Origin of the sequence: Nitrospira sp. (genome assembly GCA_035968315.1) — a bacterium.
GTDB lineage: Bacteria > Nitrospirota > Nitrospiria > Nitrospirales > Nitrospiraceae > Nitrospira_D.
Genome location: JAVYIN010000007.1, coordinates 84,466 through 111,119, shown reverse-complemented (window position 1 = coordinate 111,119; position 26,654 = coordinate 84,466). Strand labels below are relative to the sequence as shown.

At 62.3% G+C, this 26,654-nt stretch carries 23 protein-coding genes; 13 read left to right on the top strand and 10 right to left on the bottom strand.

What is annotated here, in order from left to right; translation table 11 throughout:
* Positions 1–223: 223 nt before the first annotated feature.
* Both RI101_10300 and RI101_10295 read left to right on the top strand, forming a co-directional pair.
* Positions 224–667 carry a ribonuclease domain-containing protein gene (locus tag RI101_10300; GenBank protein MEC4890439.1) on the top strand — a complete coding sequence of 148 codons (444 nt, stop codon included), beginning with the start codon at positions 224–226 and terminating at the stop codon, positions 665–667.
* A complete protein-coding gene (locus RI101_10295) occupies positions 664–1,200 on the top strand; it encodes a barstar family protein (GenBank protein MEC4890438.1) in 537 nt (178 codons plus the stop codon). The genes RI101_10300 and RI101_10295 overlap by 4 nt, the downstream gene beginning before the upstream one ends.
* A gap of 51 nt (positions 1,201–1,251) precedes the next feature.
* On the opposite strand, the gene RI101_10290 is transcribed toward RI101_10295, so the two are convergent.
* The gene (locus tag RI101_10290) at positions 1,252–1,512 is read right to left on the bottom strand and encodes a hypothetical protein (protein ID MEC4890437.1); all 261 of its coding nucleotides are present in this window, start codon (positions 1,510–1,512) and stop codon (positions 1,252–1,254) included.
* 264 nt (positions 1,513–1,776) lie between these two features.
* Between RI101_10290 and hemL the strand changes: the two genes are divergently transcribed.
* Positions 1,777–3,060 carry a glutamate-1-semialdehyde 2,1-aminomutase gene (gene hemL, locus RI101_10285; GenBank protein ID MEC4890436.1) on the top strand — a complete coding sequence of 428 codons (1,284 nt, stop codon included), beginning with the start codon at positions 1,777–1,779 and terminating at the stop codon, positions 3,058–3,060.
* Between the two features lie 197 nt (positions 3,061–3,257).
* On the opposite strand, the gene RI101_10280 is transcribed toward hemL, so the two are convergent.
* Complete coding sequence (locus RI101_10280; protein ID MEC4890435.1) at positions 3,258–3,488, bottom strand: hypothetical protein; 231 nt, start codon at positions 3,486–3,488, stop codon at positions 3,258–3,260.
* Positions 3,489–3,619: 131 nt separating this feature from the next.
* Here RI101_10280 and RI101_10275 point away from each other — a divergent pair, with 131 nt between their 5' ends.
* Together RI101_10275 and RI101_10270 are read left to right on the top strand one after the other, a co-directional pair.
* Positions 3,620–4,204, top strand: a complete 585-nt coding sequence (locus tag RI101_10275) for a thermonuclease family protein (GenBank protein ID MEC4890434.1) — start codon at positions 3,620–3,622, stop codon at positions 4,202–4,204.
* 168 nt (positions 4,205–4,372) lie between these two features.
* Positions 4,373–4,972 carry a hypothetical protein gene (locus tag RI101_10270; protein MEC4890433.1) on the top strand — a complete coding sequence of 200 codons (600 nt, stop codon included), beginning with the start codon at positions 4,373–4,375 and terminating at the stop codon, positions 4,970–4,972.
* Between the two features lie 368 nt (positions 4,973–5,340).
* Here RI101_10270 and RI101_10265 read toward each other — a convergent pair whose 3' ends face one another.
* The 3 genes from RI101_10265 to RI101_10255 form a co-directional block, all read right to left on the bottom strand.
* Complete coding sequence (locus RI101_10265; protein ID MEC4890432.1) at positions 5,341–5,742, bottom strand: YbgC/FadM family acyl-CoA thioesterase; 402 nt, start codon at positions 5,740–5,742, stop codon at positions 5,341–5,343.
* 102 nt (positions 5,743–5,844) lie between these two features.
* Positions 5,845–6,198 (bottom strand): four helix bundle protein, encoded by a 354-nt coding sequence (locus tag RI101_10260; protein ID MEC4890431.1) that lies wholly within the window; start codon positions 6,196–6,198, stop codon positions 5,845–5,847.
* A 66-nt stretch (positions 6,199–6,264) separates the two neighbouring features.
* On the bottom strand, positions 6,265–7,521 hold the full coding sequence (locus tag RI101_10255; protein MEC4890430.1) for a TIGR02710 family CRISPR-associated CARF protein: 1,257 nt from the start codon (positions 7,519–7,521) through the stop codon (positions 6,265–6,267).
* 113 nt (positions 7,522–7,634) lie between these two features.
* Between RI101_10255 and RI101_10250 the strand changes: the two genes are divergently transcribed.
* The 3 genes from RI101_10250 (at position 7,635) to RI101_10240 (ending at position 9,919) form a co-directional block, all read left to right on the top strand.
* On the top strand, positions 7,635–8,213 hold the full coding sequence (locus RI101_10250; GenBank protein MEC4890429.1) for a D-sedoheptulose 7-phosphate isomerase: 579 nt from the start codon (positions 7,635–7,637) through the stop codon (positions 8,211–8,213).
* Positions 8,197–9,189 (top strand): hypothetical protein, encoded by a 993-nt coding sequence (locus tag RI101_10245; protein MEC4890428.1) that lies wholly within the window; start codon positions 8,197–8,199, stop codon positions 9,187–9,189. Before RI101_10250 ends, RI101_10245 begins: the two co-directional genes overlap by 17 nt.
* A gap of 76 nt (positions 9,190–9,265) precedes the next feature.
* Positions 9,266–9,919 carry a SprT-like domain-containing protein gene (locus RI101_10240; GenBank protein ID MEC4890427.1) on the top strand — a complete coding sequence of 218 codons (654 nt, stop codon included), beginning with the start codon at positions 9,266–9,268 and terminating at the stop codon, positions 9,917–9,919.
* On the opposite strand, the gene RI101_10235 is transcribed toward RI101_10240, so the two are convergent.
* The gene (locus tag RI101_10235) at positions 9,916–13,113 is read right to left on the bottom strand and encodes a PAS domain S-box protein (protein ID MEC4890426.1); all 3,198 of its coding nucleotides are present in this window, start codon (positions 13,111–13,113) and stop codon (positions 9,916–9,918) included. The genes RI101_10240 and RI101_10235 overlap by 4 nt on opposite strands.
* Entirely contained in the window at positions 13,113–17,519 is a 4,407-nt protein-coding gene (locus tag RI101_10230) for a PAS domain S-box protein (GenBank protein MEC4890425.1), read from the bottom strand. The genes RI101_10235 and RI101_10230 overlap by 1 nt, the downstream gene beginning before the upstream one ends.
* A gap of 211 nt (positions 17,520–17,730) precedes the next feature.
* On the opposite strand from RI101_10230, the gene rfaE2 reads away from it, so the two are divergent.
* From rfaE2 to RI101_10210, 4 genes are all read left to right on the top strand, one after another.
* Positions 17,731–18,213, top strand: a complete 483-nt coding sequence (rfaE2, locus tag RI101_10225; GenBank protein MEC4890424.1) for a D-glycero-beta-D-manno-heptose 1-phosphate adenylyltransferase — start codon at positions 17,731–17,733, stop codon at positions 18,211–18,213.
* 3 nt (positions 18,214–18,216) lie between these two features.
* A complete protein-coding gene (gene mfd, locus RI101_10220; protein ID MEC4890423.1) occupies positions 18,217–21,672 on the top strand; it encodes a transcription-repair coupling factor in 3,456 nt (1,151 codons plus the stop codon).
* Between the two features lie 32 nt (positions 21,673–21,704).
* The gene (locus tag RI101_10215; protein MEC4890422.1) at positions 21,705–22,604 is read left to right on the top strand and encodes a peptidylprolyl isomerase; all 900 of its coding nucleotides are present in this window, start codon (positions 21,705–21,707) and stop codon (positions 22,602–22,604) included.
* A 91-nt stretch (positions 22,605–22,695) separates the two neighbouring features.
* Positions 22,696–23,667 carry a peptidyl-prolyl cis-trans isomerase gene (locus RI101_10210; GenBank protein ID MEC4890421.1) on the top strand — a complete coding sequence of 324 codons (972 nt, stop codon included), beginning with the start codon at positions 22,696–22,698 and terminating at the stop codon, positions 23,665–23,667.
* Here the strand turns inward: RI101_10210 and yihA are convergent.
* Complete coding sequence (yihA, locus tag RI101_10205; protein ID MEC4890420.1) at positions 23,645–24,247, bottom strand: ribosome biogenesis GTP-binding protein YihA/YsxC; 603 nt, start codon at positions 24,245–24,247, stop codon at positions 23,645–23,647. The two genes, RI101_10210 and yihA, sit on opposite strands and share 23 nt — an antisense overlap.
* A gap of 84 nt (positions 24,248–24,331) precedes the next feature.
* Here yihA and mtgA point away from each other — a divergent pair, with 84 nt between their 5' ends.
* Complete coding sequence (mtgA, locus tag RI101_10200) at positions 24,332–25,066, top strand: monofunctional biosynthetic peptidoglycan transglycosylase (GenBank protein MEC4890419.1); 735 nt, start codon at positions 24,332–24,334, stop codon at positions 25,064–25,066.
* Positions 25,067–25,112: 46 nt separating this feature from the next.
* Here the strand turns inward: mtgA and RI101_10195 are convergent, their stop codons facing one another.
* Together RI101_10195 and RI101_10190 are read right to left on the bottom strand one after the other, a co-directional pair.
* Positions 25,113–26,045 carry an isoaspartyl peptidase/L-asparaginase family protein gene (locus tag RI101_10195; GenBank protein MEC4890418.1) on the bottom strand — a complete coding sequence of 311 codons (933 nt, stop codon included), beginning with the start codon at positions 26,043–26,045 and terminating at the stop codon, positions 25,113–25,115.
* On the bottom strand, positions 26,042–26,608 hold the full coding sequence (locus tag RI101_10190; GenBank protein MEC4890417.1) for a hypothetical protein: 567 nt from the start codon (positions 26,606–26,608) through the stop codon (positions 26,042–26,044). The genes RI101_10195 and RI101_10190 overlap by 4 nt, the downstream gene beginning before the upstream one ends.
* Positions 26,609–26,654: the final 46 nt, after the last annotated feature.

Below are 26,654 nucleotides of genomic sequence, written 5' to 3'. Positions count from 1 at the left end.
ACAGTCTCACATCACATTGGCGTCGGATCTACAGGGGTCGTCGTATCGACTGGATTGGCCCCACTCACTGGCTCTACGTACCTGTCTCCATATCGAACGGCATTCTAACCCAGGCCTTGGATGACCGCAAAGGACTTGCCACAAACAGCCGCCGCATGGTTTGACCGGCTCCAGTCAGCGTGGTACGGTCACTCACTCGTCGCCTCACCAGGACCTGTTCACCATGCGCTGGAATCGTTGGCGTCACTCTGTTGCGAGTCAGTTCCTCGCCTGTGTGTTTCTCGGGCTGATCGCCCTGGCTTCATGGGCACCGGGTTCCCTTGCCGGGATCCTCGCACCGGAGCAGCCCCTTCAGCCCCAGCAGGAAGACCGGCCCCGTGCCTCGCAGCACGCGGACATCCCCCAGAAGGCGCACGATCTGCTCAAGATCCTGCGAGACCGAAACGGAGTGCCGTTACCCGGCTATGTCGGAGGCCGGGACTTCAACAATCGAGAGCGACGGTTGCCTCCAGGCCGGTACCGGGAATACGACGTGAACCCGAAGGTCCGAGGCCAATCACGAGACGCGGAACGAATCGTGATTGAGCAACGCACCGGCAACGCCTACTATACCGGCGACCATTATCGAACGTTTATACCGCTCAATCAGCATACAGAGAGCCCATGACACAACCCCACACACTGGCCGGTTATCTTCAGACGCCCAAAGCCCCCTGGTCATCGCTGCTCGTGGTGCCGGCAGGAACACCCGCGGCCAGCCTGCTCAAGGCCCCGGCCGGGTTCGCGCTCCGCGTCATCAACGGCAAGAAATGCGCGACAGCGGCAGGCCTATTCACCGAATTCGCGCGCGCCTTAGGATTTCCCGACTACTTCGGCCACAACTGGGATGCGATGGAAGAATGCCTCGCTGACTTGGAATGGCTGCCGGCCAAAGGCTATGTGCTGCTCATCACAGACGCACAGGCCGTGCTTCCCGGCGACGAAGAGGAATACGAGACCCTGTTGGAGATTTTAAGCGACGCCGGCGAGGCCTGGAGTACAGGACAAGCGGGAGAAGGATCGCGCGCGATCCCGTTTCACGCCCTCTTTGCGGTATCAGAACAGGAACGGCGAACACGCAAACATTGGGATCTTGAACCAGCGCCGACTGGGGTGCCCCCAACGCCGGCGAAGAAACCGGCGCGCAAAACATCCCCGTAAGCTGATTCACTCCATTGAGGGCGAAAAGAAGGACCGATCGGGAAGCGGCCGCTAGAGGCCGGCTTTACGGGAGAGGTTCCGCAGACTACTCCAGAGACCGGAAGCAGAGCGCACGACATACCCGCCCATCTCTTTGGCCGCTGACGTCTCGCTCGGTGGCGTGGAACGCGCGAGGTCATCCCAACTGGCCCGCACCTGGCTCCGATGCGCGGCGCAGATCCCATGGGTTTCCCGGCGATCTTCGAACGGCGCTTTTTCCCGCACCACTCCGGCTCGCCCTTCTTGCCTGCACCATGAACAGACCACCGTCATAGATACTCCCTCAATCAACCAAACAGATACCCGCAACAACAGCAAGAGTTGGGCCGCAACCTGTGCGATTGTGCGTCTTCAAGAATCTGCCCAAAATCAGCGATCCCTGCCGCTTCCGCAGAATATCTGCTGTATCCAAATCGGCGCGCGCGTATCTTTTGTGACATATTTTGTCCCCATGTGAGACATTCCTCGCCATCGATTCCCATGCGCGTGCAACTTCCTTGACCAACACAAGCGAGCATGTTAGGGTGCGCCCCCATTATGAAGACGACCCGCTCCGCGAAACTCTTTGCCGACGCTCAGCAACTCATTCCCGGTGGGGTGAACAGCCCTGTTCGCGCCTTCCGCTCCGTCGGCGGACAGCCACGGTTCATCAAACGCGCCAAAGGCGCCAAGCTTTACGACGTCGACGGCAATATCTATCTTGATTATGTCCTGTCATGGGGACCGATGATCCTGGGCCATGCGGCGCCGGCCATCATCCGCGCCATCAAGAAAGCCGCCGATAACGGCACCAGTTACGGCGCCCCGACGGAGCTGGAAGTCACGCTCGCCCGCATGATCCGCGACGCCTTCCCCTCGATGGAAAAAGTCCGGCTGGTCAGCTCCGGCACCGAAGCGGTGATGAGCGCCATTCGCGTGGCCCGCGGCTTCACAAAGCGGGACAACATCTTGAAATTCGAAGGGTGCTATCACGGACACAGCGACTACCTGCTGGCCAAAGCCGGGTCAGGCCTCGCCACGCTGGGCATCCCCGATTCGCTCGGCGTTCCCGCGGATTTCGCCAAGCACACCCTCACGGTCCCATACAATGACATCGATGCCGTTCGGCGCATCATCGCCGAGCAAGGCAAGACCCTGGCCTGCATCATCCTGGAGCCGATCGCAGGAAACATGGGCGTGGTGCCGCCTGCGCCGGAATTTTTGGCCGCGCTGCGCCGGTTGACGGCGGAGCACGACATCTTGCTGGTCTTCGACGAAGTGATTTCCGGGTTCCGCGTCGGATACGGAGGCGCGCAAGGGCTCTATGGCATCACGCCGGATCTCACCGTGCTGGGGAAAATCATCGGCGGGGGCCTGCCGGTCGGGGCCTACGGCGGGCGAAAAGAGATTATGGACTTGATTGCCCCATCAGGGCCGGTCTATCAGGCTGGCACACTCTCAGGCAATCCGCTGGCGGTATCCGCAGGCATCGAAACACTGAAACAGTTGAAGAAAAAGGGCGTTTATAAAAAGCTCGACACCCAATCGGCCGCGCTCGCCAAGGGCATCGGGGAAGCGGCAAAGAAGGCCGGCATTCCGCTCACGCAAACCCGCGTGGGCTCCATGCTCACCTCGTTCTTCCTCTCAGGCCCAGTCACGGACTGGAATACCGTGAAGCATGCCGACACCAAGCGCTATGGCCAGTTCTTCCACAAGATGCTCGAACAGGGAATCTACCTGGCTCCGTCACAATTCGAAGCCGCGTTTCTCTCCACCGCCCATACGGCTCAAGATATCGAAAAGACGATCCGCGCGGCGCATACCGCGTTCAAGAGCCTCTAAGCTCGACCGTCGCTCGAGAAGCATCGTTCGTATCTCGCCAGATACAAAAGAGCAGCTGTTTCGATACAACAACGGCCTTGCGGGTGATCAAAACGATCATCCCGCAAGGCCGTAGCTGCATTCAACCAGCGCGTTCTTTAAGTCAGTTACACCCGGAGCGCCGCGAGCACGACGCTGGCGGGCGTTTCAACAGCGTCCTATTCGTCGTCCTCGTCGTCCGCATCCAACGCTTCCTGCCGCTTTTGCTCCTCCATCGCATTATGGAGCAACATGCGAATAAACATCGAATAGAGCGAGCCTTTTTCGAGCGTCCCGCCAGGCGGAATAGCAATTTTCCCTTCCTTGATCATCTTATCCATCCACACCTTCTGATCCGGGGCGATCAGAATCGGGACTTCCACCAAGCCGACTCGACCAAACATTTCCATGATCTATCCCTCCGCGACCCTGTCGCTTATGAGCTATCAGCCATCACCTATCGGCTCTGAAAATGCCACGCCGTTTTCCCCGTTGTCAACCGAACCACTCCTGGCACGAGCTGTGCGAGGACGATGCGTTCATGCGTCACCACACAGCCACCCTTCTTGCCTCCCTGCTCCTTTGCCTGAACAGCATGACGCCGGCAATGGTCGCCCAGGCCGCGAAGCTCTCCGCTGCCAATAGCGGATCGACCGTTCCGCAAAATTGTGATCTGTGTTGGAGTCCATCGGCCGGCGACTCCAATCGGTTGCCCTCAACCTTACAACCCTATCGTCCCCATCACCCGCGGAGCAGCCGCCCCCACCGCCGACCCTCAGGCCGGTACAAAATTACACCCTATCAGAAACAGATTCAGCCCTCCGCACTCCGCCGCCTGCTCAGACCAAGACTTCCGTACAACCAGCCGATCTCGGCAGTCGACGGCGACACCGTGCGGATGGGTGGCGAGCGCATCCGGCTCAGAGGCATCGATACTCCAGAGCTGAATGAACCGGGCGGACAGGAAGCCAAACAGCGGCTGGAAACCCTCCTGCACGACGGCCCGATCCGCATCGTGCCTTACGGACAAGACGTCTACGGCCGCACCGTTGCCGACGTGTTTGTGAATGGAAGAAATGTGGCGGAGGTGCTGAGACAAGAGGGGTTTTCAAAGCCGCAGTTGTAGAAATCCGAAAGAAATCAATTGGGCTTAGGCCCCTAACTTGGCAGGAGATGTCATACAAATTCTATCCAACATCCTAAGACGATTGGGATTTATACGGAACCAGATAATACATAGTCAGGGGATATCAGAAAAACTATTAAGGTTTTTCAACCGTGGATGGAGGTAATTATGTGTGATTTTAACAGGATTTCCGGTCTGATAATCGGTGCTCAAGCCGCATTCTTAGCCAGCCTTGTTATCGTGATTGCGGCTATAGCCTTAGGTAGTAATCCTTTTACATCGGCTGCCAATATTCCAGCAATGATTGTATGTGGAGCCCTTGCTGCAACTGCTACCGGTTTACTGGCTGGAGCACTTGCATCTTTAGATGAATGTGCAAATGGACCGTGCGGGGCTTCCGTAGCGAACCTTCGCACAAACTTAATTATTCTAATCGCCTCAATGGCCACATATGCTGTAGCACAAGCTGCATTAGCGGTAATAGCTGGTATCCCCTTCGCGGGATCCGCTGCGGCATTGGCCCTAAGTTTATGGGCGGTTAGTTTATCAACTTTGTTTGCAGCAATGGCTTCTGGAAGCCTTACGAACACCATACAAGCATTTAATGCTTGCATGGCTCAACAAGGCAAAGGGAATAACACAACGACATCGGTTATCGTCATCGCAAGTGTGCTCGTCACTATAGCAGCGGTTATTGTTGGTGCTTCAGCAGGAGTAGCGAACGGTACGTTTCCGTGCATTGGGCCAACATGTAAATGGAATTTCTAACTCAATAATATAGCGGGACGCCGCAAAAGCGCGGCGCCCCTTAACTTTACGTTAGACATCACCCCTTGCGCCAAGCCCAACACACAATCCTTAGGCACATATTGAAAAGGATCTTGCTTCATGTTTTTACGAGAAGAAAATGTACCGGGAGTCTTTTCTGTGACTGCAGGCCTCTATCTTAGGAAGAATTGGAGCAGTCGTACGTAGCGGTCTTATCGGAGAAATAACGATAGGGCCTTCCCCTCGGGGATACCCTATGGCTTTTTCTTATTCTTCTCCGTCGGGTTCTCCGAAAACAGCAGCCAGCCAAGCACGATAAATCCAATCGCGACGCCCGTGACGGCCAACCAGGTTCCAAGCTTATCCATTTATTTCCCTTTCGTGGCACCGGACTGTAGCGCGGCGACCAGCCCCTTGTCGAGGCGTTTCACTTTCCCGTTGCCGTCCGTCGCGGCGAGGCGCGCGGAGCCTTCGACCACCACCCGCCCGCTCGTCTTCTCGCGCAGCACATGAGAGAACGTGAACGACGCCGGTGTGACATCGGACACGACCGTGTCGATCAGAATCGTCTCGCCGTAGCGGGCCGGCGACCGGTAGTCTACCTCGGTCCGCACGACCACAAACACAGTCCCTTCGGCCATCAGCCCTGCGACGGAGAATCCGCACTGCTCGATGTAGTGGGTGCGTGCCCGCTCAAAATATTTCAGATAATTGGCGTAATACACCACCCCGCCGCAGTCGGTATCCTCGTAGTAGATCCTAATTTCCATAAGAGCTTATGGCGGATAGCTGATGGCCGATAGTAGAAGCACCCGTTGAAGGAGTTCGGTAAGGACAAGAACAGATGGCAAATGTCTGATGAGTAAGCATCATCACCCTAAGGCATTCCGAAAAGCATTAATGCTCCTCGCCAATTTCTGTCCTTCATCGTATAAGCCCTTCTGCTCCTCGCTGGTAATATAGGCGTTATCGACGGCAAGAAATGAAGCCGCAGCCACTTCGAAAGTTGATCCGATGGCCACTTCAAGATGGTAGTCGAAGGCTTTCTGGCTCCCTTTGGCTGAGCCTTCCGCAATGTTTAGTCCGATCGAGTTGGCTGCCCGGTTCATCTGAGATCGTAAGCCATAATCTTCATGGCGCGGAAATTTCGCAGTCGCGCAATAGACTTTCCGGGCATACTCTCTCGCCATGTGCCAAATGTCCAGGCTCTCAAACCGAAATGGCACGGCCCTCTTTATCCCCGATGAGTCTCTCTCTCAGAGCATCAGCTATCTGCCATCTGCCATTAGCTCCTAGAGACTGAGGTTCGGAAAATTCGGCAGCGACGAGTCGGTCACACCCGAGAGCTTCAGAACGATGTCATACAACTGCTGCACCCGTTCGGCCTTGACCGGTTCGAAACCATGGCCCAGCACGGCCTGGTTGGCCGCGTCGAGGAGCGGTTTCATCGTGGGCCAATCGCGCAGAAACGCCTGGCCCAGTTGATCGCCCAGTCCGGCGAGCACGCGGAACTGACTCTGCAGCGACAGCTTGTACTTCCCATCGAGGTCTTCCAGCCAGCACGTCCGGCAGGTTTCCTGAAGCGCCTGCGGGAGTTGCTCCGGCTGCACGTCCCAGCTCTTAATCTTATGTTGCTTGAACAATTGCCGCTGCGCAAAGGCTTCGAGGGCCCTCACCAGCGCGACCATCGCTGCTTCGGGATCATGGCCTCCGTGGAGCTGGCGGCCGGCGTGCGCCAGCAGATCCAGCGCCAGCGAGTCCTTGACCGCGGTGGGATCGAGCACGAGACGTTCGAGAAATCCGGCGTTGGCTTTGATCCCCGGCAATACGGTCTTCAAGCCAGGAGGGCCGCCCCAGAGGGCCGCCATCTCCAGCGCCTTGGCGGCGGTCTTCAATTTGTCCCAGGCCTGCCGGTAGTGGAACCGCTCCCAGAAATCGTAGCCCTCGGCGAGATCGGCGAAGGCGCGGTAGGTCGGTTTCTGTCCGCCGCTCACGCGCACTTCGATCTCGTGAAAGAATCGGGCCGAGGCCGAAAACAGTCCGCGATTGAACAGCTCGGAGGCTTCGCGCCGCGAGACGATTGCCACATCGTCCCACAGATTGCTCTGCACCCACCGCACTGGCCGGCCGTTCAGATCGATGGCCTCGCCATCCTGGCCCTCGCTCCAAGGCAATAGAGAAATCGTTCGTGAGCTCACGGGCAAGGTGACGAGCGTCAAGGCTCCGGCCATGGCGGGCGTCGCGCCCGTCACATCCACGACCAGCTCGCCGGAATGCACCTCCCACGTCTTCAAGAGTTCGGGCAGCGCATGCGCCAGCACGTGGTGGCAGGCGCTGACATCCGCCGCCTCGGCCAGCGTGATCCAATCCCAGCGCCGGGGCATGCGCTCGATCTTCGGCTGGATGGCGGACTCCACCAGCCCTTTCGCCGGCTCCGGCAGCACAAAACAGAGCGCCTCCGGCTGGAGACGATTGATCACATAGACGGCGGCGTCCGCGTCGTCGGTGAACGCCATCACCAAGGCTTTTATCGATTGTTCATGCGCCATCGGGCGCGGACTATAGCATTGCCTCCCGGCCTGTTCAATTCACAGCACCGCCGCGCGTGCGATTGCGGCGTCTTGTTTGACAGGACTGCCGCCCTCGCCTAGAATCGCCCTGCATGAAAGACTTCGTCCTCAAGGCCTTTGCCGATAGCGCGAGCGTGAAACAGCAGTTTGCGCACGACCATGCCGACCGGATCGCCCAGGTCGCCGCGCTGATGGTCGTGGCCTTTCGCGAAGGCCGCAAAGTCCTGCTGTTCGGCAACGGCGGCAGCGCCACCGACGCCGCGCACATCGCCGCGGAATTCGTCGGCCGGTATAAGCGCGAGCGCCAGCCGCTGCCGGCCATCGCCCTGGCCACCGATATCGCCGCCATCACCTGCATCGCCAACGACTACGGCTACGATGAACTCTTCGCCCGCCAGGTGCGCGCGCATGGGCAGAAGGGCGACATCGCCATCGCCATCAGCACCAGCGGCAATTCGCCGAACGTGTTGAAGGGTGTCGAAGCGGCCCGCGCCTGCGGGATGATCACCGTCGCCTGGACCGGCGGCAGCGGCGGGAAACTCGCGGCCCTTGTCGATCATCCATTCGTCGTGCCATCGAGCGTCACCGCCCGCATTCAAGAAAGCCATATCACGCTCGGCCATGTGCTGTGCGAACTCGTAGAGGAATCACTCCTTGGCCACGCGTCCTAACCGGACTCCCCCGCAACAGCCGGCCCCCAAGCTGATTCCCCCGATCAACGTGTCGGATCTCACGACCTATCCCCTGAAGAAACGCCACAGCAAAGTCCGCGTCTCCGACTTCGCGCAACCCTGGACGCGCGGCGGCTCGTTTGCCCAATTCGCGGCGTCGCTCCCCGATCTGCTGGCCGTGAAAACGTTGCGCGCCGTGGCGGCCGCCATCGCGGCGGCCCACCGCCACCATCACCCGGTGATCCTGGGCATCGGCGCGCATGTGATCAAGGTCGGGCTGAATCCCGTCATCGTCAATCTGATGGAACGCGGCATTGTGACGGCCGTGGCGATGAACGGCGCCGGCATCGTCCACGACTTTGAACTGGCGCTGATGGGCCATACGTCGGAAGACGTCGAAGCCGAGATCGACGACGGCCGCTTCGGCATGGCCGAGGACACCGGCCGCATTCTGAACGAGGCCATCGTGCGCGGCGCGCAGAACGGCCAGGGACTCGGCGAGGCCATCGGACACGCCATCAATCGCACGCAGGGCCAGTTTCGCCACAAGGCCACGAGCATTCTGGCGGCCGGCGCGCGGCTCGGCATTCCGGTTACCGTCCATGTCGCCATCGGCACCGACATCATCCACATGCATCCGTCGGCGGATGGCGCCGCCATCGGCGCGACCTCGCTGCTCGATTTTCGCCGTCTGGCCGCCGTCGTGGCAGGCATGGAAGGCGGCGTGTACGTGAATGTGGGATCGGCCGTGATCCTCCCGGAAGTGTTCCTGAAGGCGGTCTCATTGGGCCGGAATCTCGGCCATCCGCTGGCCAAAATCACCACCGTCAACATGGATTTCCTGTCGCACTACCGGCCCTTGACCAATGTCGTCCGGCGCCCGACCCAAAAGGGTGGCAAGGGCTACACCCTGACCGGTCATCATGAAATCATGCTGCCGCTGCTGGCGGCGGCGGTCCTCGAACAACTCCGTTAGCCCGCCGGCCTGTGCCATGACACCGACTTCCTCAGAAAGCCCTCGTTCACCCTCTATACTATGGAGCGCCGACCGCTTGCAGGCCGAATGGCGTGCGCTCAACGAGCGCTACTTCGCCGGACTCCTGCCGGCGGTCGCCATCGTGTGGAGCCGCCGCCTCACCTCGTCGGCCGGCATGTTCGTCAGCCGTGGAGGGCCCCGGCCACGCCTGTTGGGCGCGCTCATCCCCGCGCATCGGATCACGCGGGAGATTCGTCTCTCCGCACCGCTGTTGTCACAATTGTCCGAACGAACGCCGTATGCCGGGCAAGAACTGCTGAACACCCTGGCACACGAGATGATTCACCAGTGGCAGTTTGACGTCCTGAAGCGGAAGCCGAATCACGGCGCAGACTTTCTGCGAAAGATGACGGAGATGAATCGGAGCGGGCTGGTGTCGATTACGATCTGCCACTCGCTAAAAACGGAAGTGCTGGCTCTGGCCCGGTTTGCCTGGCGCTGCACAGGCTGTGGACGGGTCTACCGCCGTCAGCGCAAGACCATCGAGCCGCGGCGGCACGTGTGCGGGAGCTGCCGAGGCCGCTTGCAGGAAGAGCCGGGCCATGATCCTCTTCCCCCTCCCCCGACGCCGGCTCACACGGAACCGGCTCTATTGCAGCCATCCGCCGCCATCCATCAGGCGGCTCAACTGGCGCTGGATTGGGACTCGCGCGCCCATTCCCCACGCTAAGCGGCTTGGGCCTGCTCCGGAGCCTCGCTCCCAGCGGGGGGGCCGGCCAGACGCGTGGTCACCACGACATGATTTCCGCGGTCCCGATATTCCAGGTGATCGAAACTGATCAGTTTGGACATCGCGATCCCGCGGCCATGCGATCCACCGGACGGTTCGCGTCCGGGATCGAGATACTGCGACCAATCGAACCCTTTGCCTTCATCCACAATGGCCAGTCTCAATTCGGTGTCGGTCCGCGCGGTCGTCACACGCACACGCCGGCGGGCATAGTCCGGCAAGGCCAGGCGCCGCGCCAGTTCCTCGTCCAGCTTGCCCTGCTCCAACAGCCCGGTCTTCTCGTCATACGAAATGTCCAGATTGCCGTGCTCGACGCCGTTCACGAGCAGCTCCGTGATCCCCAACTGGGCGCGGGCCGGATCCGGAAACGCGTAGGCGAGCAATTCCGCCAGATGTTTCGCCTCGGACAGCGTCTGCAGCTCAAAGCGGCCTTCGCGAAGCAACTGCATCGTGTGCGCGATCGTCCGTTTGCGCGCGGTAATGTCCTCGATCGTCCCAAGATACCGGACACCGGTTTCCGTGACCATCGGCCACAGCAGCACCTGAATCCATTGCGCCTCTTCCCCTCCGCCCGCCAGTCGGCATTCGTGCTGAATCGGCACATAGGCCGAGGTCGTCTTCGCCCACGCCGCCTCTATGGCCGGACGATCGTCCACATGAAACCACTGCGTCCATGACTTGGACGGCGCGGCCGCCATCTTCCGATGCCCGGCCTGCCCGCCATGACCACGGCAAATCAGCTCCCACATCTTATTCGTGTACAAACAGGCGCCGGCGGCGTTGACTTCAAAGACGCCGACCGGGAGCTGTTCGGACAGGAGCCGGAAGAACATTTCCCGTTCGTTCAACCGTTCGACCATCTGTTTCCGCGCCGTGATGTCCCGCACAAAGGCGCTGAACATCATGCCGCTCTCCACTTGTAACGGCGTGATCGTCAATTCGATGGGGAACTCCGACCCGTCTTTCCGGACCGCCGTGATCTCGATCATCTGATTCAGGACAGGCCCTTCGCCGGTCGCCAGATATTTGGCCAATCCCGCACGATGCGCCTCCCGCAGCGACGGCGGGACAATGGTTTGGCTGAGATCCCGTCCGAGGACTTCCGCTTCCGGCCAGCCGAAGGTATCCTCCGCCTGCCGGTTCCATCCGGCGATGCGCCCTTCTCCGTCCATGAGCACGATCGCGTCCAAGGCTCCGCTGACGACGGCCCGCATCCGCGCGTCGCTGTCGCGCCGCGCCTGCTCCGCCTGCCGCCGTTCCATGACCGAGCCGACCCGCGCCCCGATCCACGTGAGCGCACCCAACAAGCTCTGATCGGAGGTTTGCACCGCGGTCGAGAAAAATTCCAACACGCCCACCATCTCGGTGCCCACCGCGATGGGAATCGCCAGGGCTCCGTGGAGCCCGGCCGTTTCGGCCGGCGACACGCGAGGAAAGTTCGGATCGGCCAGCACGTCGGGAATCCAGGCCGGCTGGCCGCTCTGCCACACACGCCCCGGCAGCCCGATGCCCGGTTCAAAATCGATCTGCCTCGTCGCCTCGAGAAATTCCGCGCTCCTGGCAGGATCGGACGCCCAGGTAGCGCGGCAACAGAGCCGATTGGCCGCCGCGTCCGGTCCCCACCACACCCCGACCGCCCAATCGAGACTCGAGCCGATCGCCTCCAGCAACGCCGGCATCAGGTCGCCGATCACCGTCGTGCCCGCCAGCACCTTGGCCAGGGCATACTCCATCTGGCGCTGCCGCTCGCGCAACTGAACCTCCGTCATATCGCGGACGAACGCGCTGAACAGCACGCCTTGTTCCGTCTGCACCGGCGTCACGGTCAGCTCAATGGGAAACTCGGTCCCGTCTTTCCGAAGCGCCGTAATTTCGATGCGCCTGTTGAACACCGGGCCTTCCCCGGTCGTCAGATAGCGGGCCAGGCCCCGGTTATGCGCATCGCGATGTTGCGGCGGCACAATCCGCGTTCCCAGATGATGCCCCAGCACTTCCTGCATCGGCCAGCCCAAGATCCGTTCCGCTTGTTTATTCCAGCCGACGATGAGCCCCTGCGTATTCATGACGATCACGGCGTCCATGGCGTTATCCAGAATCGTCCTCGTCCGGGACTCGCTCTCCGCCAGCGCCCGCTGCGCCTGCGCCGACTTCTCCTCCTCTTGCCGCTGCCGGGCGTTCGCCCAGGCCACCAATCCCACCAGCGGAATGAACGCGGCGCATCCGGTGAATGCCAGCTTGAGCAGAATCCCTTGGATGCTCGCCAGGACCTCCTGACGATCGGCCCGGACCAGAATGCCCCACTGCAAGGCCTCGCTGGTTCCAACCCCGCGCATGCGGGCATACCCGGTAATGATCGGGGTTTTGCGCGCGACATCCGCTTCTTCGACCCAGCCCGGCCGGTTGGCCGCCACCCGCACCGCCGACGGCAACCCCAGCCGCCTCAAGTTCCCCGGCAGCCCCCCCGCCTCTTCGAAGGTCAGCAGCTCCTCGCCCGCGTGATCGAGCACGCGATACCGGACCAGGCCGAAATGTTGCGCTTGCACCCCGAACTGATCGACCGTGTCCGATACCATCTTGCGCCAATAGCCACGGTCCACCTCCGTCATGATCACGCCCTGAAATGTGCCATCGGCTCCCTTGATGGGGGCCGAGAAGACGATCGCCGCCAGCCCTTGCCGGCCCTCGGAGTCTCCGATGACCGGCGCCACCTGAGCCGCAGGCCTGTGCCAGACGGCTTGAAACCAGGAGAATTCGCGCACATCCCGGCCTGCCAGCTCATGATCCGTGGACGCCACCACCAGGCCGGTACGATCCGCCATCGTCAATCGCGCATACACGGGGTAGGCGCGCTGAACCGTTTCCAAATGGGCGCGCACCAACTTCGGATCCGGCGAACGCAGCTGGGGCGCGGCCGCCAGCACCTCCAAATCTCCCACTCGTTCCGCGACCTGGGCATCGAGCTTGCCCGCCACGTCCATGGCCCCCAACGCCAGACTTTCTCCGGCACGGGCAATGAGTTCCCGCTCCACCATCCAGAGGCCGGCCATCCCCACGAGAACGGCGATGACGGCCACCAAGACCAGAAGCCCCACGCCCCGGGACGCCAAGGCATGCAGCCGGCGATAGAACGCCATTACACCGCCTCCTTGAGATCCTGCTCCACCTGCCGGCGCACACGCTGAAACTCCAGTTCCAGCTCCGTCAAGAGCGCCGGCACACCGGCAAGGTCGCGAGCCGCCATGAGCGCAACCCGCTCACTGACTCGGGCGATCCCCGTGAGGCCGAGATGGGCAGCCCGGCCCTTGAGGCGCTGGGCAATCCGCCGGACATCTTCCGCCCGCCCCTGCCGGCAGGCCGTGCCGAGGGTGGCCAGCCTGGTCGGCGTGTCGGCCACGAAATGGCGCAGCAGGCGGACCGGCACGCCGGGATCGTCGTCATCCGTCAATTCCCGCAACCCGCCGAAGATCAGGGGATCGATCGACGGCAGGGAGGCCCCCGGCGGCAAGCCGGCATCCGTCCACCGCCAGCGCTCAAACACGGCCGCCAGCACCTCGCTCGTGATCGGCTTCGGCACATAGTCATCCATCCCGGCCTGGAGACAGCGCTCCCGATCGCCTTGCATCGCATTCCCCGTCATGGCGATGATCGGCACCCGGCGCGCGGCGCGCGGCCGGAGGCCAGAGGCTCCGGAATCCGCCGCCTCTTGCTCCTTGTCACCCGCCTCCCGCCTGCGGATTTCACGCGTCGCGTCAAATCCGTCCATCTCCGGCATCTGACAATCCATGAAGACCATGTCGTAGGGAATGCGGGACAGGGCTTCGACGGCTTCCAGTCCATTCGCCACCACGTCCACGCGATAGCCGAGCCGTTCGAACATGCGCACCGCCACCTTTTGATTGATGAGGTTGTCTTCGGCCAGCAGAATCTTCTTTCCCGTTCCCACGCTGGCTTCCGCCAGCGTGTGCCTCGTCACCAGCTCCTGTCCCTCCGGAACCGGTCCTTCTCCCGCCACAGGGCGCGGCTGCTCCAGCACCGTGGCCAGGCAGCGCGCGAGCTGGCTTTCCCGCACCGGCTTCGTCAAATACGCCGAAATCCCCATCGCCTTCGCCGCCCGGGCATCACCCCGGCGTCCGACCGACGTCAAGACGACCAGCCGCGGCGCCGGCTCTGTGCCGGCCAGCATCCGCGCCAACTCCAGCCCATCGAGCGCCGCCAGATCGATATCGAGCATCACGACATCGTACTGGTATGGGTCCCCGCGCTCCCCCTGTTCCCGCACATGCTCAAGCGCCCCCCTGGTTTCGACCAGCACGGTCGGCACCATGCCCCACTTCTTGGTCAGCAATTCCAGAATACGGCAATTGATCGGCTTGTCATCGACAATCAGAATCCGACGGCCCTGCAGCGATGCGGCCTCCGGAACCGAAAGCGCCGGCTGCACTGGCTGGACTTCGAACCGGACAGTGAACCAAAACGTGCTGCCGGCCCCCGGCTGGCTGCGTACGCCGATCTCGCCGCGCATCATTTCGACAAGCCGTTTGCAGATCACGAGGCCCAGCCCGGTCCCCCCGTATTTCCTCGTCGTCGATCCGTCGGCCTGGCTGAACGCCTGGAAGAGAAGCTGTTGATGGTCCTCGGAAATGCCGATGCCGGTGTCCGTCACCTCAAACCGCACGACGACCGCCCCATCTTCCTGCGAGACGAGCTGCACCTGGACGACGACATCCCCCCGCTCGGTAAACTTGATGGCATTCCCCACCAGATTGGTCACCACCTGGCGCACGCGGCCCGGATCGCCGCGGAGGGCGCTCGGCACCTCCGCATGGAAGAGGCAGGCCAGATTCAGCTGCTTGGACGAGGCCCGCTCGCTCAACAAGTCGAGCGCGTCCTCGACCGCGTGGCGCAGGTCGAAATCGATGATCTCCAGGCTCATCTTGCCCGCTTCGATCTTCGAGAAGTCCAAGATGTCGTTGATGAGGGTCAGCAAATGATCGCCGCAGTTGCGCACCACGTCCGCGTATTCGCGCTGCTCCGCCGTCAGCTCCGTGTCGAGCAAGAGCCCCGTCATGCCGATGACGCCGTTCATCGGCGTCCGGATTTCATGGCTCATGGTCGCGAGAAAGGCCGATTTCGCCTCGGTCGCCGCCTGGGCTTGCGCCAGCGCTTCGTCCAAATTGTGATTGCTCTGCTCCAATTGGCGGGCATAGGAGGAAAGGGCGAGTTCGGACTCCTTGCGCCGGGAGATGTCCCGGATAAAGGCGCTGAACACCACCGTGTCATCCAACTGCAGCGGCGCGATCGAGAGCTCGACGGGGAAGACCCGGCCGTCGCGATGCTGGGCCTGCAACTCCACCAGCCGTCCCATCATCCGGTTTTCGCCAGTCTGGAGATACCGGCTGATTCCCTCCCGGTGGGCCGATCGCTGGGCTTTGGGAATAATCGTCTCGGCAAGATCCCGTCCGATCGCCTCATGCGCCGGCCAGCCGAACAGCTGTTCCGCCTGGGCGTTCCATTCCGTGATGTGCCCCTGCGCATCCATGGTCACGACGCCGTCCAGCGCCGTATCGATGATAAGCCGGGTTCGGCTTTCGTTCTCGCGAAGGGCGGCTTCCACTTCGGCCCGTTCGAGAAACAGCCCGATCTGGCTCCCGATGGTGCCCAGCGTCCGCAGCAGGTCCGCATCGCGCGTTTGGGTCTCGCGGCAATAGAACTCCATGACGCCGTAGACGCTCGCGCGCAGCCACACAGGAAAGGCGCACCCCGAATGGAGCCCGGCCACGGATGCCGCCGCCGTCCGCACAAAATCCGGCTCCTGCGTCACATCCGCCGCCCAGAACGGTTCACCCCGCTCCCAACAGCGCCCCGGGAATCCCACGCCCGACGAAAACGTTTCCTGGCGGCTGGCCGTGAAAAAGGTCTCCGACAGCACCGAATCCACGCCCCAGGTATGGACACAGGCCAGCGTCTTGGTCTGGTTGTTCACTTGCCAGAAAACGCCCACCTCCCACTCCGAACTGGCGCCGATGACGCGGAGAAGGTCCGGCAGCGCCTGCTCCACCGTCGAGGCCTCCGCCAGCACTTTCGCCACCGCATGCTGCAGCGCTTGCCGGCGCTCGGCGTGTTTGGGCTCGGTAATGTCGCGGACCACGCTCAACACGGACGACACGGCCCCGTCTTCTGCCGGCAGCGGAACCGAGGTCATTTCGAACCAGCGGGATTGTCCCGAGAGCCCGGTGAGCCGGCCCTTGTTCAACACCCCCCGCCCCTGCAACGCGGCCGCATGCGCCTCTTCATAGGCCCGGCGGTCGTCCGCATGAATGAAGTCGGCGACATTGCGGCCGAGAATCTCTTCCGGAAATCCGGCATCGAACAGGGCGCAGCCCGCGGGATTCACTTGCAGGACACGCCGGTCCGCCCCGATCACCAGCACGCCTTCGGGCTCCACTTCGAGAATCGTCTGCAGCCGATGCTCGTTCTCTCGCGACCGGATTCGTTCATCCTGCGCTTCCAGCCACTCCACCTGAGCCCGGCGGGTCGCCTGAACCAACAGTCCGATGAGCGGCCCGATCATCACCAATCCGGCCGTCCCCACCGTCCAGAGAAAATGCTGCACCGGAGCGACCACTTCCGCGCGTTCCACCCGCAGCAACACGGTCCACCGAGGCCCATTCACATCACCCTGGCCATGCGTGCGGGCATACCCCGTCAGCACCGGCACCCCGCGCCGCAGATGCGCTTCTTCCACGAACCCCGACTCGCCAGACCGGGCATGGCGGACCGACGGCAATCCGCTCTTGGCCAAGTTCATTTTGCCGGCATGGAGCGAGTCCGAATCGATAAAGACGGTTCCGTCCTCCCGCAGCACCTGATATTCAACCGTATGAAAGAAGGAGGTGCGTTTCTGAAACAATTGGATCGCATCCGTCACCAATTGTTCCAGCCGCGCGGCATCCACCCGGGTGGACACCACTCCGCGGAACGGGCGGTTCCTGGCGTCGGTCCGATGGTCCACAATCGGGGCAGTGAAGGAAACCGCCTCGTGGCTGCCGCTGACCTCGTCATATTGAATATCGCCGATATACATCTCACCGCCGCCCTGCTGCACCGCTTGAAACCATGAAGTCCCCTTCACATCGAGGCCTCGCGTGCTCGCATTCAGCGATTCGACGATGCGGCCGGCCGCATCGGTCACCCCGATCCACAGATAGAGCGGATAGGCTTGATGAAAGGCGCGCAGAAGGTGCTGCCTCTCGGCGGCAGTCGTGCCGTTCATCGCGATCGTTTCCGAGATGATCCGAATGTCACCGGCCCGCTCGTTCATCAGCAGATCGAGCTTCGCGGCGATTTCGGTCGCCATGATCGAAATCGTCTCGCCGGACGCAGCGACCATCTGCCGTTGCAGCCAGGTAAAACTCACCATGGCCGTGATCAGGGTGGCCGCCGTGATCAGCGCGATCAGGGTGACTTGCCGGCGGTAGGTAAACCCCGACCGCGGCGTGGCGGAGCGTACGATCGACTCAGGCCCTGACCCCATGGACATATAATCCTCGTCGTAGCGACAACCCGGTCTTCCGGCGGACGGCAGCCACTGAGCACGACCGCTCGTGCACAGACCCTCCCTTGCCATCGGGTCTCTCCTTTATCGGGCAGGTTTTTCATAAACTTAAGGAATCAGACAGGGAAATGAGCCGGCCGGACCAGAACGAACGGTGCCGCTTCCCATGTGAGGATGGGACAGGTATGATGGCCCCATGACACAGAAAATCGTCACCCGCGATCACCTGGCTGCACGGCTGCCCGCGCTGCGGGCGGGAGGGGCCAGAATCGTCTTTACGAACGGCTGTTTCGATCTGATGCACGCCGGCCACACCCGCTATCTGCAAGCCGCCAAGGCCTTGGGGGACGTGCTGGTCGTCGGCGTCAATACCGACGCCTCGGTCCGCAGCCTGGACAAGGCGCCGGACCGGCCGATCGTCCCGGAGGCGCAGCGCGCCGAAGTGCTCGCGGCATTGGGCTGCGTCGATTTCGTCGTCCTGTTTCCCGAGCCGGACCCTTATGCGCTCATCGCCGCCCTTCAACCGGACGTCTTGGTCAAAGGAGGCGACTGGGCCCTGGATCGCATCGTCGGCCGCGACATTGTGGAGGCGCGGGGCGGCGTGGTGAAAACCATCCCGCTCGTGCCCGGCCTCTCGACGACCGCCTTGATTCACCGTATTCGCTCAACCCAAGCCTGATCCGTGTCACGCACACCCTCGCCATCAGATGCCTGGATCGCCCCGCTGGTGTCCGCGCTCGGCCAGCCGCCGGCACGCCCCTGTGTGACCGGACTCCATGGTTCCACGGGGGCCTTCGCCCTGACCGGGCTCGCCAACGCGCCGTCGATGGCGGCGAGCCGGAACAGGCCCTGGCTGATCGTGACCGCGAATAACGACGCCGCCGAGCGGCTCTTTGCGGACCTCCGGTTTTGTCATCACCTGACCGGCGGGCCGGCCGACCGGATCACGCTGTTTCCCCAATGGGAAACGCTGCCCTACGAAGCGACCGCGCCCCACATCGGCTTGGTCGCCCGCCGCATGCAAACGCTGCAGCGCCTGCGGACCACGCCGGGCACCATTCTGGTCACATCGGTCGCCGCCTTGATGCAGCGGCTGCTCCCGGTGAACGCCTGGACAGAAGCCACCCTGCAACTCACACGCAACGGCGCGATCGAACGGGACGCGCTCACGAGCGGCCTCTTGCGCCTGGGATACCGGCGCGTGTCGGTTGTGGAAATTCCTGGCGAATTCAGCATCCGCGGCGGGCTGGTGGACATTTTTTCCACGGCCTACGCCGACCCGCTCCGCGTCGAATTTCTCGGCGACACGGTCGAGGCCATCCGCCTGTTCGATGCCGCCACGCAAACCTCGGTGAGCAAATTGGACGAAGCCTGGGTGCTGCCGGCCCGGGAATACCTGCGCCCGGCCGATCATCCCGACGCCTGCGCCCCCGTGGCGCCCGATGCCGAGTGGCGCTCCCCCGACCTCTATCCGCAGATGGGCACGCTCTTCGACTATTTCTCGACGGAGCCGGTGCTGATCCTGGATCAGCCCGCGGCCCTGCAAGACACCTGCGTGAACCTCTGGGAAAAAATCAATGACGGCTATCTCCGCCATGGCGAGCGGGACGCCGCGAATCCCTATCCCACCCCCGACCGCCTGTTTATGGCCTGGGATGAGATCGACATTCTCACCGCCGGATGGCCGAGCCTGGCCTTGGAACCGCTGACGCCGGCCAACGCCTCGTGGAATCCGGTGTTCCCCTTTCCGGCCCAAACCCCGGCGACCGCGGGCTTGGGAATTCGCGGCACGCCCTTCAGCCAGACCTTGGCCATCCTGAACCAGCTGCGCGAAAGCCACCGGGTCGTCCTGATCGCGCGCAGCCACGGCCAGGTCGACCGGCTGCTCGCCCTGCTCCGCGAACACGATCTTCCGGCCATGGAATGGCAACCTTCCGCCTGGACGCGCACAGAGGCGGGCAAGCCGCCGTTTGCCGTGGTGCAGGGCGAGCTGTCCGCCGGCTGGCTCTCCGGCGATCTCCGTCTCGCGCTGCTCACGGAAGAAGAGCTCTTCGCGAAAGGCACGCGGCATAAGCCGCAGCCCAAGAGCAAGACCGCCACGTTTCTCTCGTCGCTCGAAGACCTCAACGTGGGCGATTATGTCGTGCATGTGCAGCACGGCATCGCCCGCTATCTCGGCCTGAAGCGGCTGACCGTGCAAGAGTTCGAAAGCGATTTCCTGATCCTGGAATTTGCCGGCAACGACACGCTGTACGTGCCGCTCGACCGCCTCAGCCAGGTGCAGCGCTATAGCGGCGCCGAAGGGCACGTGCCCCGCCTCGACCGGCTCGGCGGCACCAGCTGGGCCAAGACGACGGCCCGCGTCAAAAAAGACATCGAAGAAATGGCGCAGGATCTCATCGATCTCTATGCCAACCGCGAACTGGTGAAGCGGGACGGGTACGGCAGCGCCAGCATGCTGTATCACGAGTTCGAAGCGGCCTTCGAATATGAAGAGACCCCGGATCAATTGGCCGCGATCAAGGACATCTTGCGCGACCTGGAATCGGGCAAGCCGATGGACCGGCTCGTCTGCGGCGACGTCGGCTACGGCAAGACGGAAGTGGCCATGCGCGCGGCCTTTAAAGCCGTGGAGAGCGGACGCCAGGTGGCCGTGCTGGTGCCCACCACGCTCCTCGCCCATCAGCACTACGAGAATTTTGCGGAGCGGTTCGCGCCGTTTCCCGCCAAGGTCGCGGTCCTCTCCCGCATGCAGTCGCCGAAGGAATCGACCGCCACGCTGAAAGACCTCGCCTCCGGCGTCATCGACGTGGTGATCGGCACGCACCGCCTGCTGCAAAAAAACGTCGTGTTTAAACAGCTCGGCCTCGTCATCATCGACGAAGAGCAATGGTTCGGCGTCAAGCACAAAGAGCGGCTGAAACAGTTGCGGACGCAGGTCGATGTGCTGACCCTGACCGCCACGCCTATACCGCGCACGCTGCAAATGGCGATGTCGAGCGTGCGGGATCTGTCGATCATCGACACGGCGCCGGCCGGCCGGCTCGCCATCCGCACCACGGTCATCAAATCGAACGACAAGGCGATCCGCGACGCGATCCTCCGCGAGCTGGGCCGTGGCGGCCAGGTCTACTTCATCCACAATCGCGTGGAAACGATGCCGGCCACCGGCGCCTGGCTGCAGCAGCTGGTCCCGGAAGCCCGCATCGTCATGGCGCACGGGCAGATGGACCCCACGCTGCTCGAAGCCATCATGCTGAAATTCGTCAAGCACGAAGCCGACATCCTGATCGCCTCCGCCATTATTCAATCGGGCATCGATGTCTCTTCGGCCAATACGATCATCATCAACCGCGCCGATACCTTTGGCCTGGCCCAGCTCTATCAATTGCGCGGGCGCGTGGGCCGCGGCGGCGAGCAGGCCTATGCCTACCTGCTCATCCCCGATGAAGGCCGGCTGTCGGACGACGCGCAGAAGCGGCTGATGGCCATTCAGCAGTTCACGGAACTCGGCTCCGGGTTCCGGATCGCCGCGGCCGACCTCGAAATCCGCGGCGCGGGCAATCTGCTCGGCAAAGCGCAGTCCGGGCACATTGCGGCCATCGGGCTCGATCTGTACATGACCATGGTGGAGCAGGCCGTCCAGCGGCTCAAGGGCCACGTGGTGGAAGAAGAGCCCGATCCGACCTTGCGGGTGCCGGTCTCCGCCTTCATTCCCGAAACCTATGTGGAAGACGCCCACCAGCGCCTCTCGTTTTACAAACGCCTGAGCGGCTGCACACAGGTCGGCGAACTCGCGCTGTTGCACGGAGAAATCCAGGACCGGTATGGCGTGCCGCCGGAGCCGGTCGAACGGCTGCTGGAAGTCATGCAGCTGCGCGTCCTGGCCAAGCTGCTCCGGCTCAGCGCCATCGACGTGACCCATCAGTCGGCCATCGTTACCTTGAGCCCCAAAGCCTCGATTGCCGACTCCGCGATCCATGCCATGATGGACCGGCTCAAAAAGCGCCTGCGGTTCATCTCGCCCGTCTCGTTCGAGATCCAGATGCCGCATGACGACTGGCCGGCCGCCTTTGCAGAACTCAACACAACCTTGCAAAGCCTCGGACACTGTGATACCAACAAATCCACCAGATGAATCCATACGAAAAAGGCCCGATCCATCACGTGATGACACCAGACCGCAAACCCATGTTTCCGCTCCCCGAGACACAGATATCGGCCGGCCTCGCCGTCCTGCTGGGCGGCGCCCTCTGGCTGCTGGCCGGCTGCGCGCCGCCACAAGACGACGCCGTGCTGGCCCTCGTGAACGGCCGCACCATCACGCAAGTCGAATTCGATATCCGCTGGAACGAACTCTCCGAGGCCACCCGCGCGCGCTACAGCAAGGAAGGCGGCAAACGCCGCTTCCTCGACGAATTGATCACGCGCGAACTGCTGATGCAGGAGGCCAGGCGCCAGGGCCTGGACCAGAACGATGTCATTCGCGACCGCACTCAGCGCTATAAAGAACAGCTGATTCTCGACGAACTCTTGAAAGAACGGCTCCGCGAAAAGGTGGACCTGACGCCGGCGGAACTCGCGGCCTATTACGACAAGCACGCCAATGAACTGCTCGCGCCGCTCAAAGTCCAAGTGTCCCAGATGTTGCTGCCGAATTTGCCGGCCGCCAAGGATTTGAAGAAGCAAATCGAGACCGGAGGCGATTTCGCCAAGTTCGCGCAGCGCTACTCCCTCGACGAGAAAACCAAAGCGAAGGGCGGCGACCTGGGTCCCTATCGGAAAAGCGCGCTCGATCCGGAGGTGGATGCCGTCGTCCACACCCTGAAGCCCGGCGTGATCAGCGAACCGATCAAAACCGAGGCCGGCTATTACCTGATCAAAGTGAGTCCGCTCGACCAGGCGACGATCCAGGCCGATTTCGCCACACGCGAGCGCCTCCGCCAGGAACTGCTGGCCGACAAGCGGCGCAAGCGGTTCGAGGACGTCATTTCCGATATCCGCACCAAAGCCACGGTGCGCCTCGCCGAAGGGTCCCGCTACATCGCCGAAGACACGGGCACCCCCTAACACCACACGCCCTGCGACTCTCCTCAAGCCCGGTCGGTTCGTGTACAATCCGCAGATGCTTCGTCCGCGCCATGCTCAGGAGAACGGTGCCGTGCGTCACATCCGATGGGTCCAGAGACTGTCTCCGCCCCTTCTCTCGGGACTGCTCGTTCTTCTCTGGCTCACGCCGACGCCCCCTGTCCGGTCTGCGATGCAGCTTGAGGACCGCATCGTGGCCGTCGTGAACACCGATCTCATCATGCTGTCGGACGTCAAACGGGAACTGGCCCCGGAGCAGGACCGCATTCGCACACAATCTCAGGGAGACGAATTGGCGCAACGGCTCAAGATGGCCGAATACATGGCCCTGACCAAGATGATCGAGCGGCGCCTGCAACTGCAGGAGGCGAAAAACAAAGGCGTGGACATCTCGGATCAAGAGGTCAAACAGGCCATCCAGCAAATGAAGCAGCAGGGGGAGAAAGTAGACGAGGCCGATCCGCTCACCGCTCGAAACGTCCGGGACCAGCTCACCCTCCTCCGTGTGGTCGACCGCGAAGTCCGCAATAACGTGATGGTGGGCGAAACGGAAATGAAGCGCTATTACAAAGAGCACCAGGACCGCTTTGCCCTCCCCGAGGAATACACGCTGAGCCAGATTCTGATTCAACCCCGCTCGGCCGACGGCGCGGCCGAAGCGCTGGAGAAAGCCCGCATCGCCCTGGCGGATCTCACACGCGGCGAGAAGTTCGAGGATGTCGCGGTGCGCTACTCGGATGGACCGAACGCCTCGCGGGGCGGACGGCTCGGGCTGGTGCGGCAAGGCGAGCTGATGCCCGCGATCGAGCGCGCGATCGCGCCGCTCGTGCCGGGCGGCATCTCCGCCATCATTGAAACCAGCGAGGGGTTTCACCTCATCCGCGTCGATGAGAAAACCCCCAGGCAGTTCCGGCCCTTTGACGAAGTGAAGTTTGAAATTCAGGCGCTGGTGTTTCAGCAGAAGAGCGAAGACGTCTTCCAGTCCTGGCTGGTGAATTTGAAAAACAAAGCCTACATCGAAATCAAGTTTTCGCCAAATCCCTGAGCACGCCCCAGAGATGATCCCGCCCCTCTCCGGTCACAATGGAATAGGGAATCAGCATCTGCCCTTCCGGCAGCGCCAGCTCGCGATGGGTCTCACGGAGCGTGCGGACCCGCTCGCTCGGCTTGAGCTTATCGACTTTCGTGGCCACCACCAGCGGATCGCGCCCGATGGAGCGCAGCCAGGCCACCGTCTGACGGTCCTGTTCGGTCACCACCCGGCTTTCGACCAGCTGCACCACGCCGAGCAGCGACGGCTGGTCCGTCAGATAGGCATCGATCAGCGGCCCCCACTCGGCGCGGATCGACTTGGAGATCCTGGCGAACCCGTACCCCGGCAGATCCACCAGGTAAAACTTCGCCAGCCCCGGGTCCGAGGTCGTGATCAGGAACAAATTCACGGCTCGAGTTTTCCCCGGCGTCCGGCTGACTTTGGCCAAGCCTTTCCGGTTCAACAGGGAATTGATCAGGGAGGACTTCCCGACATTCGACCGCCCGACGATGGCGATCTCGGGAATGTCGCCCTGCGGAAAATGTTCTGGGGCCACGCAACTTTTGATAAACTCAGCCGAGAGGATTTTCATAGTCGTCTCATACGTGGAAGGCCGTAGAATTCCAGCTCAACCCGTTTCACACACTAACAGAACGACGCCCGAGAAACACCCCCTATGGCCAAGCCCCCCAGACGCCGGACCTTCGCGCGCCTCCTGGCGTGGGCCATCTTGTTGACCGGGATACCGCTGAGTCTGCTCGCCTTCTCCTGGCTGCTGACGCTCCCGGATGTCTCGGCTCTCGCCACCGCGAATCCCGGCCCGACCGCGCTCATGGAACATCGCCAGGAGATGAGCCGTGCGGAGCGCCGCCCGGTGGCACGGCAATGGACCTGGGTGCCGCTCGCGCAGATTTCCCCCCATCTGCAGCATGCCGTCATCGCAGCGGAAGACGCTTCGTTCTTCATCCACGAAGGATTCGATTGGGAAGGCATCAAGGATGCGGCCATTCACAATCTCGAAGCCGGGGAGATGAAACGGGGCGGCAGCACCATCACGCAGCAACTGGCGAAGAATCTCTACCTGTCGTCTGAACGGTCGATGCTGCGCAAGGCGCGCGAAGCGCTGATCACACGCTCCCTCGAGCACCATCTGACCAAGGAACGGATTCTCGAACTCTATTTGAACGTCGCCGAATGGGGGAACGGTGTGTACGGGGCGGAAGCGGCGGCCCGCCATCATTTCGGCAAAGCGGCGCAGGAACTGACGCCCGACGAAGCGGCCTGGCTGGCGGCGATGTTGCCCTCCCCGCGCCGCTACGATCCGCTCCGCAAGACCGCCTCGCTGACCAAGCGCCATCTGCGCATTGCGAAGAGCATGAACAAGATCCCGACCATCTCTTCGGGGCGTTGAGAAGCGACCGCCCCGCATCTCTCAGGCAGCACTCGTCACAGATTCGCTAAAACTGATCTTTCACCACCGGCTTCCCCTTCCCGTCCCACCAGCCCGCCGCCATGCGGGGCGTCACGTGATGGATGGCGAAGCGGCCGTCCGGCGCGATGACCAACGTCCCGGCAGCGCCATCGATTCTGGCCACCAGCTTGCGAAGCACGGCGCGAGCCGCCATGGCCGGACTCGTGCCTCGCTCCAACCGATCGCAGATGGCCTTGGCGACGGCGAGCCGGACGATCCCTTCCCCCAGCCCGGTCATGGACACGGCCCCGCTCTCATTGTCGGCATAGACGCCGCAGCCGATGATTGGGGTATCGCCGACGCGCCCCGGCAGCATCAGATCGATCCCCCCGGTGGAGGCTCCGGCAGCCACGGTTCCGGACCGGTCGAGCGCCACCGCTCCAACCGTTTCTTTTCCGGCGCGCTCGCGCAACGCCAGGCCGCCGGACGTCATCGCGCGATAGAGCTGCAATGCTTTTGGAGACAAGGCGCGCGTCATCGTCGTCTTGCGCCGCGCCTGACCGGATGGCCGGCGCGGCTGCCGTTCCAGCTGGAAGTGTCTCGCGAACGCCGATGCGGGCTTCCCGACGAGCAGGACGTGAGGCGTCTGTTCCATCACCAAACGCGCCGCGGAAATCGGATGGAGAATCCCCTCGATCGAGGCCACGGCTCCGGCCAGCAACTCCCGCCCCTCCATGATCGAGGCATCCATGCGCCGCACCCCGTCAAGCTGCAGATGCGAGCCTCTGCCGGCATTGAAAAGGCCGCTCTGTTCCAACACACGAATCGTCTGTTCGACAGCGGTGAGCGCGGGGGCGCCGTGATCCAGCCAGTGATAGCCGATCTGGAGCGCGGCAGTGAGGCAATCGGCTTGGACAGCGGTCATCCGGCGGAGGCCGGCGCCGCCATGCGCCAGAAGAAGGGGGCGGATGGGCTTCAATTGAGCAGCAAATCCCTGGCCCGTTGATAGGCGGGGTCGCTCATGCGGTCCAGGTCTGACCGGACAAACCCCAATCCCGTGACACAGAGTTCAAAGTTTTCGGACAGAGTCCGGAACAAGGGCGGATCGATCTCGGACCCGTGGTCGCCGATCTGGGCCACGATCCCGTAGGAACGTTTGCCGGTCTTCACATAATCCACGAGAAAATCCTTGTGGTAAATCAAGCCCGCCGATTTCAGGCGGCGCAAATATTCCGGAAAGAGCCCGGCCATGAACAAGGTAAAGTCGCCGATATGCCGGTGGACATCGCGCTCGCGCTCGAGCGACTGGGCATCGAGCAGGACTTCGGATTCATACAGCAAATCCACGACCGTCTCGACCGGCTTCTCCTGCCGGTCGCGTATCTTATAGAGTTGATCGATGGAGGTAAAATCGACGAGGAGATTGGATACATAGCTGGTCACCGTGAGATCGGGCCAGCCGAGATGCTCGGTAAAGCTGCGCTCCGTGAGCGCCCCGAAGAACTGACGGAGAGGATGCTGCGGAGATACGCTGGTTCCCATGCGCCACCTCTTACAACATGCACAGAGATTTGTCTGACTATACCAA

Excerpts from the sequence above, each read along its gene's own strand:
- RI101_10300 (MEC4890439.1), top strand. The coding sequence starts at position 224 with ATGCGCTGGAATCGTTGGCGTCACTCTGTTGCGAGTCAGTTCCTCGCC.
- RI101_10295 (MEC4890438.1), top strand. The coding sequence starts at position 664 with ATGACACAACCCCACACACTGGCCGGTTATCTTCAGACGCCCAAAGCC.
- RI101_10290 (MEC4890437.1), bottom strand. The coding sequence starts at position 1,512 with ATGACGGTGGTCTGTTCATGGTGCAGGCAAGAAGGGCGAGCCGGAGTG.
- hemL (MEC4890436.1), top strand. The coding sequence starts at position 1,777 with ATGAAGACGACCCGCTCCGCGAAACTCTTTGCCGACGCTCAGCAACTC.
- RI101_10280 (MEC4890435.1), bottom strand. The coding sequence starts at position 3,488 with ATGGAAATGTTTGGTCGAGTCGGCTTGGTGGAAGTCCCGATTCTGATC.
- RI101_10275 (MEC4890434.1), top strand. The coding sequence starts at position 3,620 with ATGCGTCACCACACAGCCACCCTTCTTGCCTCCCTGCTCCTTTGCCTG.
- RI101_10270 (MEC4890433.1), top strand. The coding sequence starts at position 4,373 with ATGTGTGATTTTAACAGGATTTCCGGTCTGATAATCGGTGCTCAAGCC.
- RI101_10265 (MEC4890432.1), bottom strand. The coding sequence starts at position 5,742 with ATGGAAATTAGGATCTACTACGAGGATACCGACTGCGGCGGGGTGGTG.
- RI101_10255 (MEC4890430.1), bottom strand. The coding sequence starts at position 7,521 with ATGGCGCATGAACAATCGATAAAAGCCTTGGTGATGGCGTTCACCGAC.
- RI101_10250 (MEC4890429.1), top strand. The coding sequence starts at position 7,635 with ATGAAAGACTTCGTCCTCAAGGCCTTTGCCGATAGCGCGAGCGTGAAA.
- RI101_10235 (MEC4890426.1), bottom strand. The coding sequence starts at position 13,113 with ATGGCGTTCTATCGCCGGCTGCATGCCTTGGCGTCCCGGGGCGTGGGG.
- RI101_10230 (MEC4890425.1), bottom strand. The coding sequence starts at position 17,519 with ATGTCCATGGGGTCAGGGCCTGAGTCGATCGTACGCTCCGCCACGCCG.
- rfaE2 (MEC4890424.1), top strand. The coding sequence starts at position 17,731 with ATGACACAGAAAATCGTCACCCGCGATCACCTGGCTGCACGGCTGCCC.
- RI101_10215 (MEC4890422.1), top strand. The coding sequence starts at position 21,705 with ATGACACCAGACCGCAAACCCATGTTTCCGCTCCCCGAGACACAGATA.
- yihA (MEC4890420.1), bottom strand. The coding sequence starts at position 24,247 with ATGAAAATCCTCTCGGCTGAGTTTATCAAAAGTTGCGTGGCCCCAGAA.
- mtgA (MEC4890419.1), top strand. The coding sequence starts at position 24,332 with ATGGCCAAGCCCCCCAGACGCCGGACCTTCGCGCGCCTCCTGGCGTGG.
- RI101_10190 (MEC4890417.1), bottom strand. The coding sequence starts at position 26,608 with ATGGGAACCAGCGTATCTCCGCAGCATCCTCTCCGTCAGTTCTTCGGG.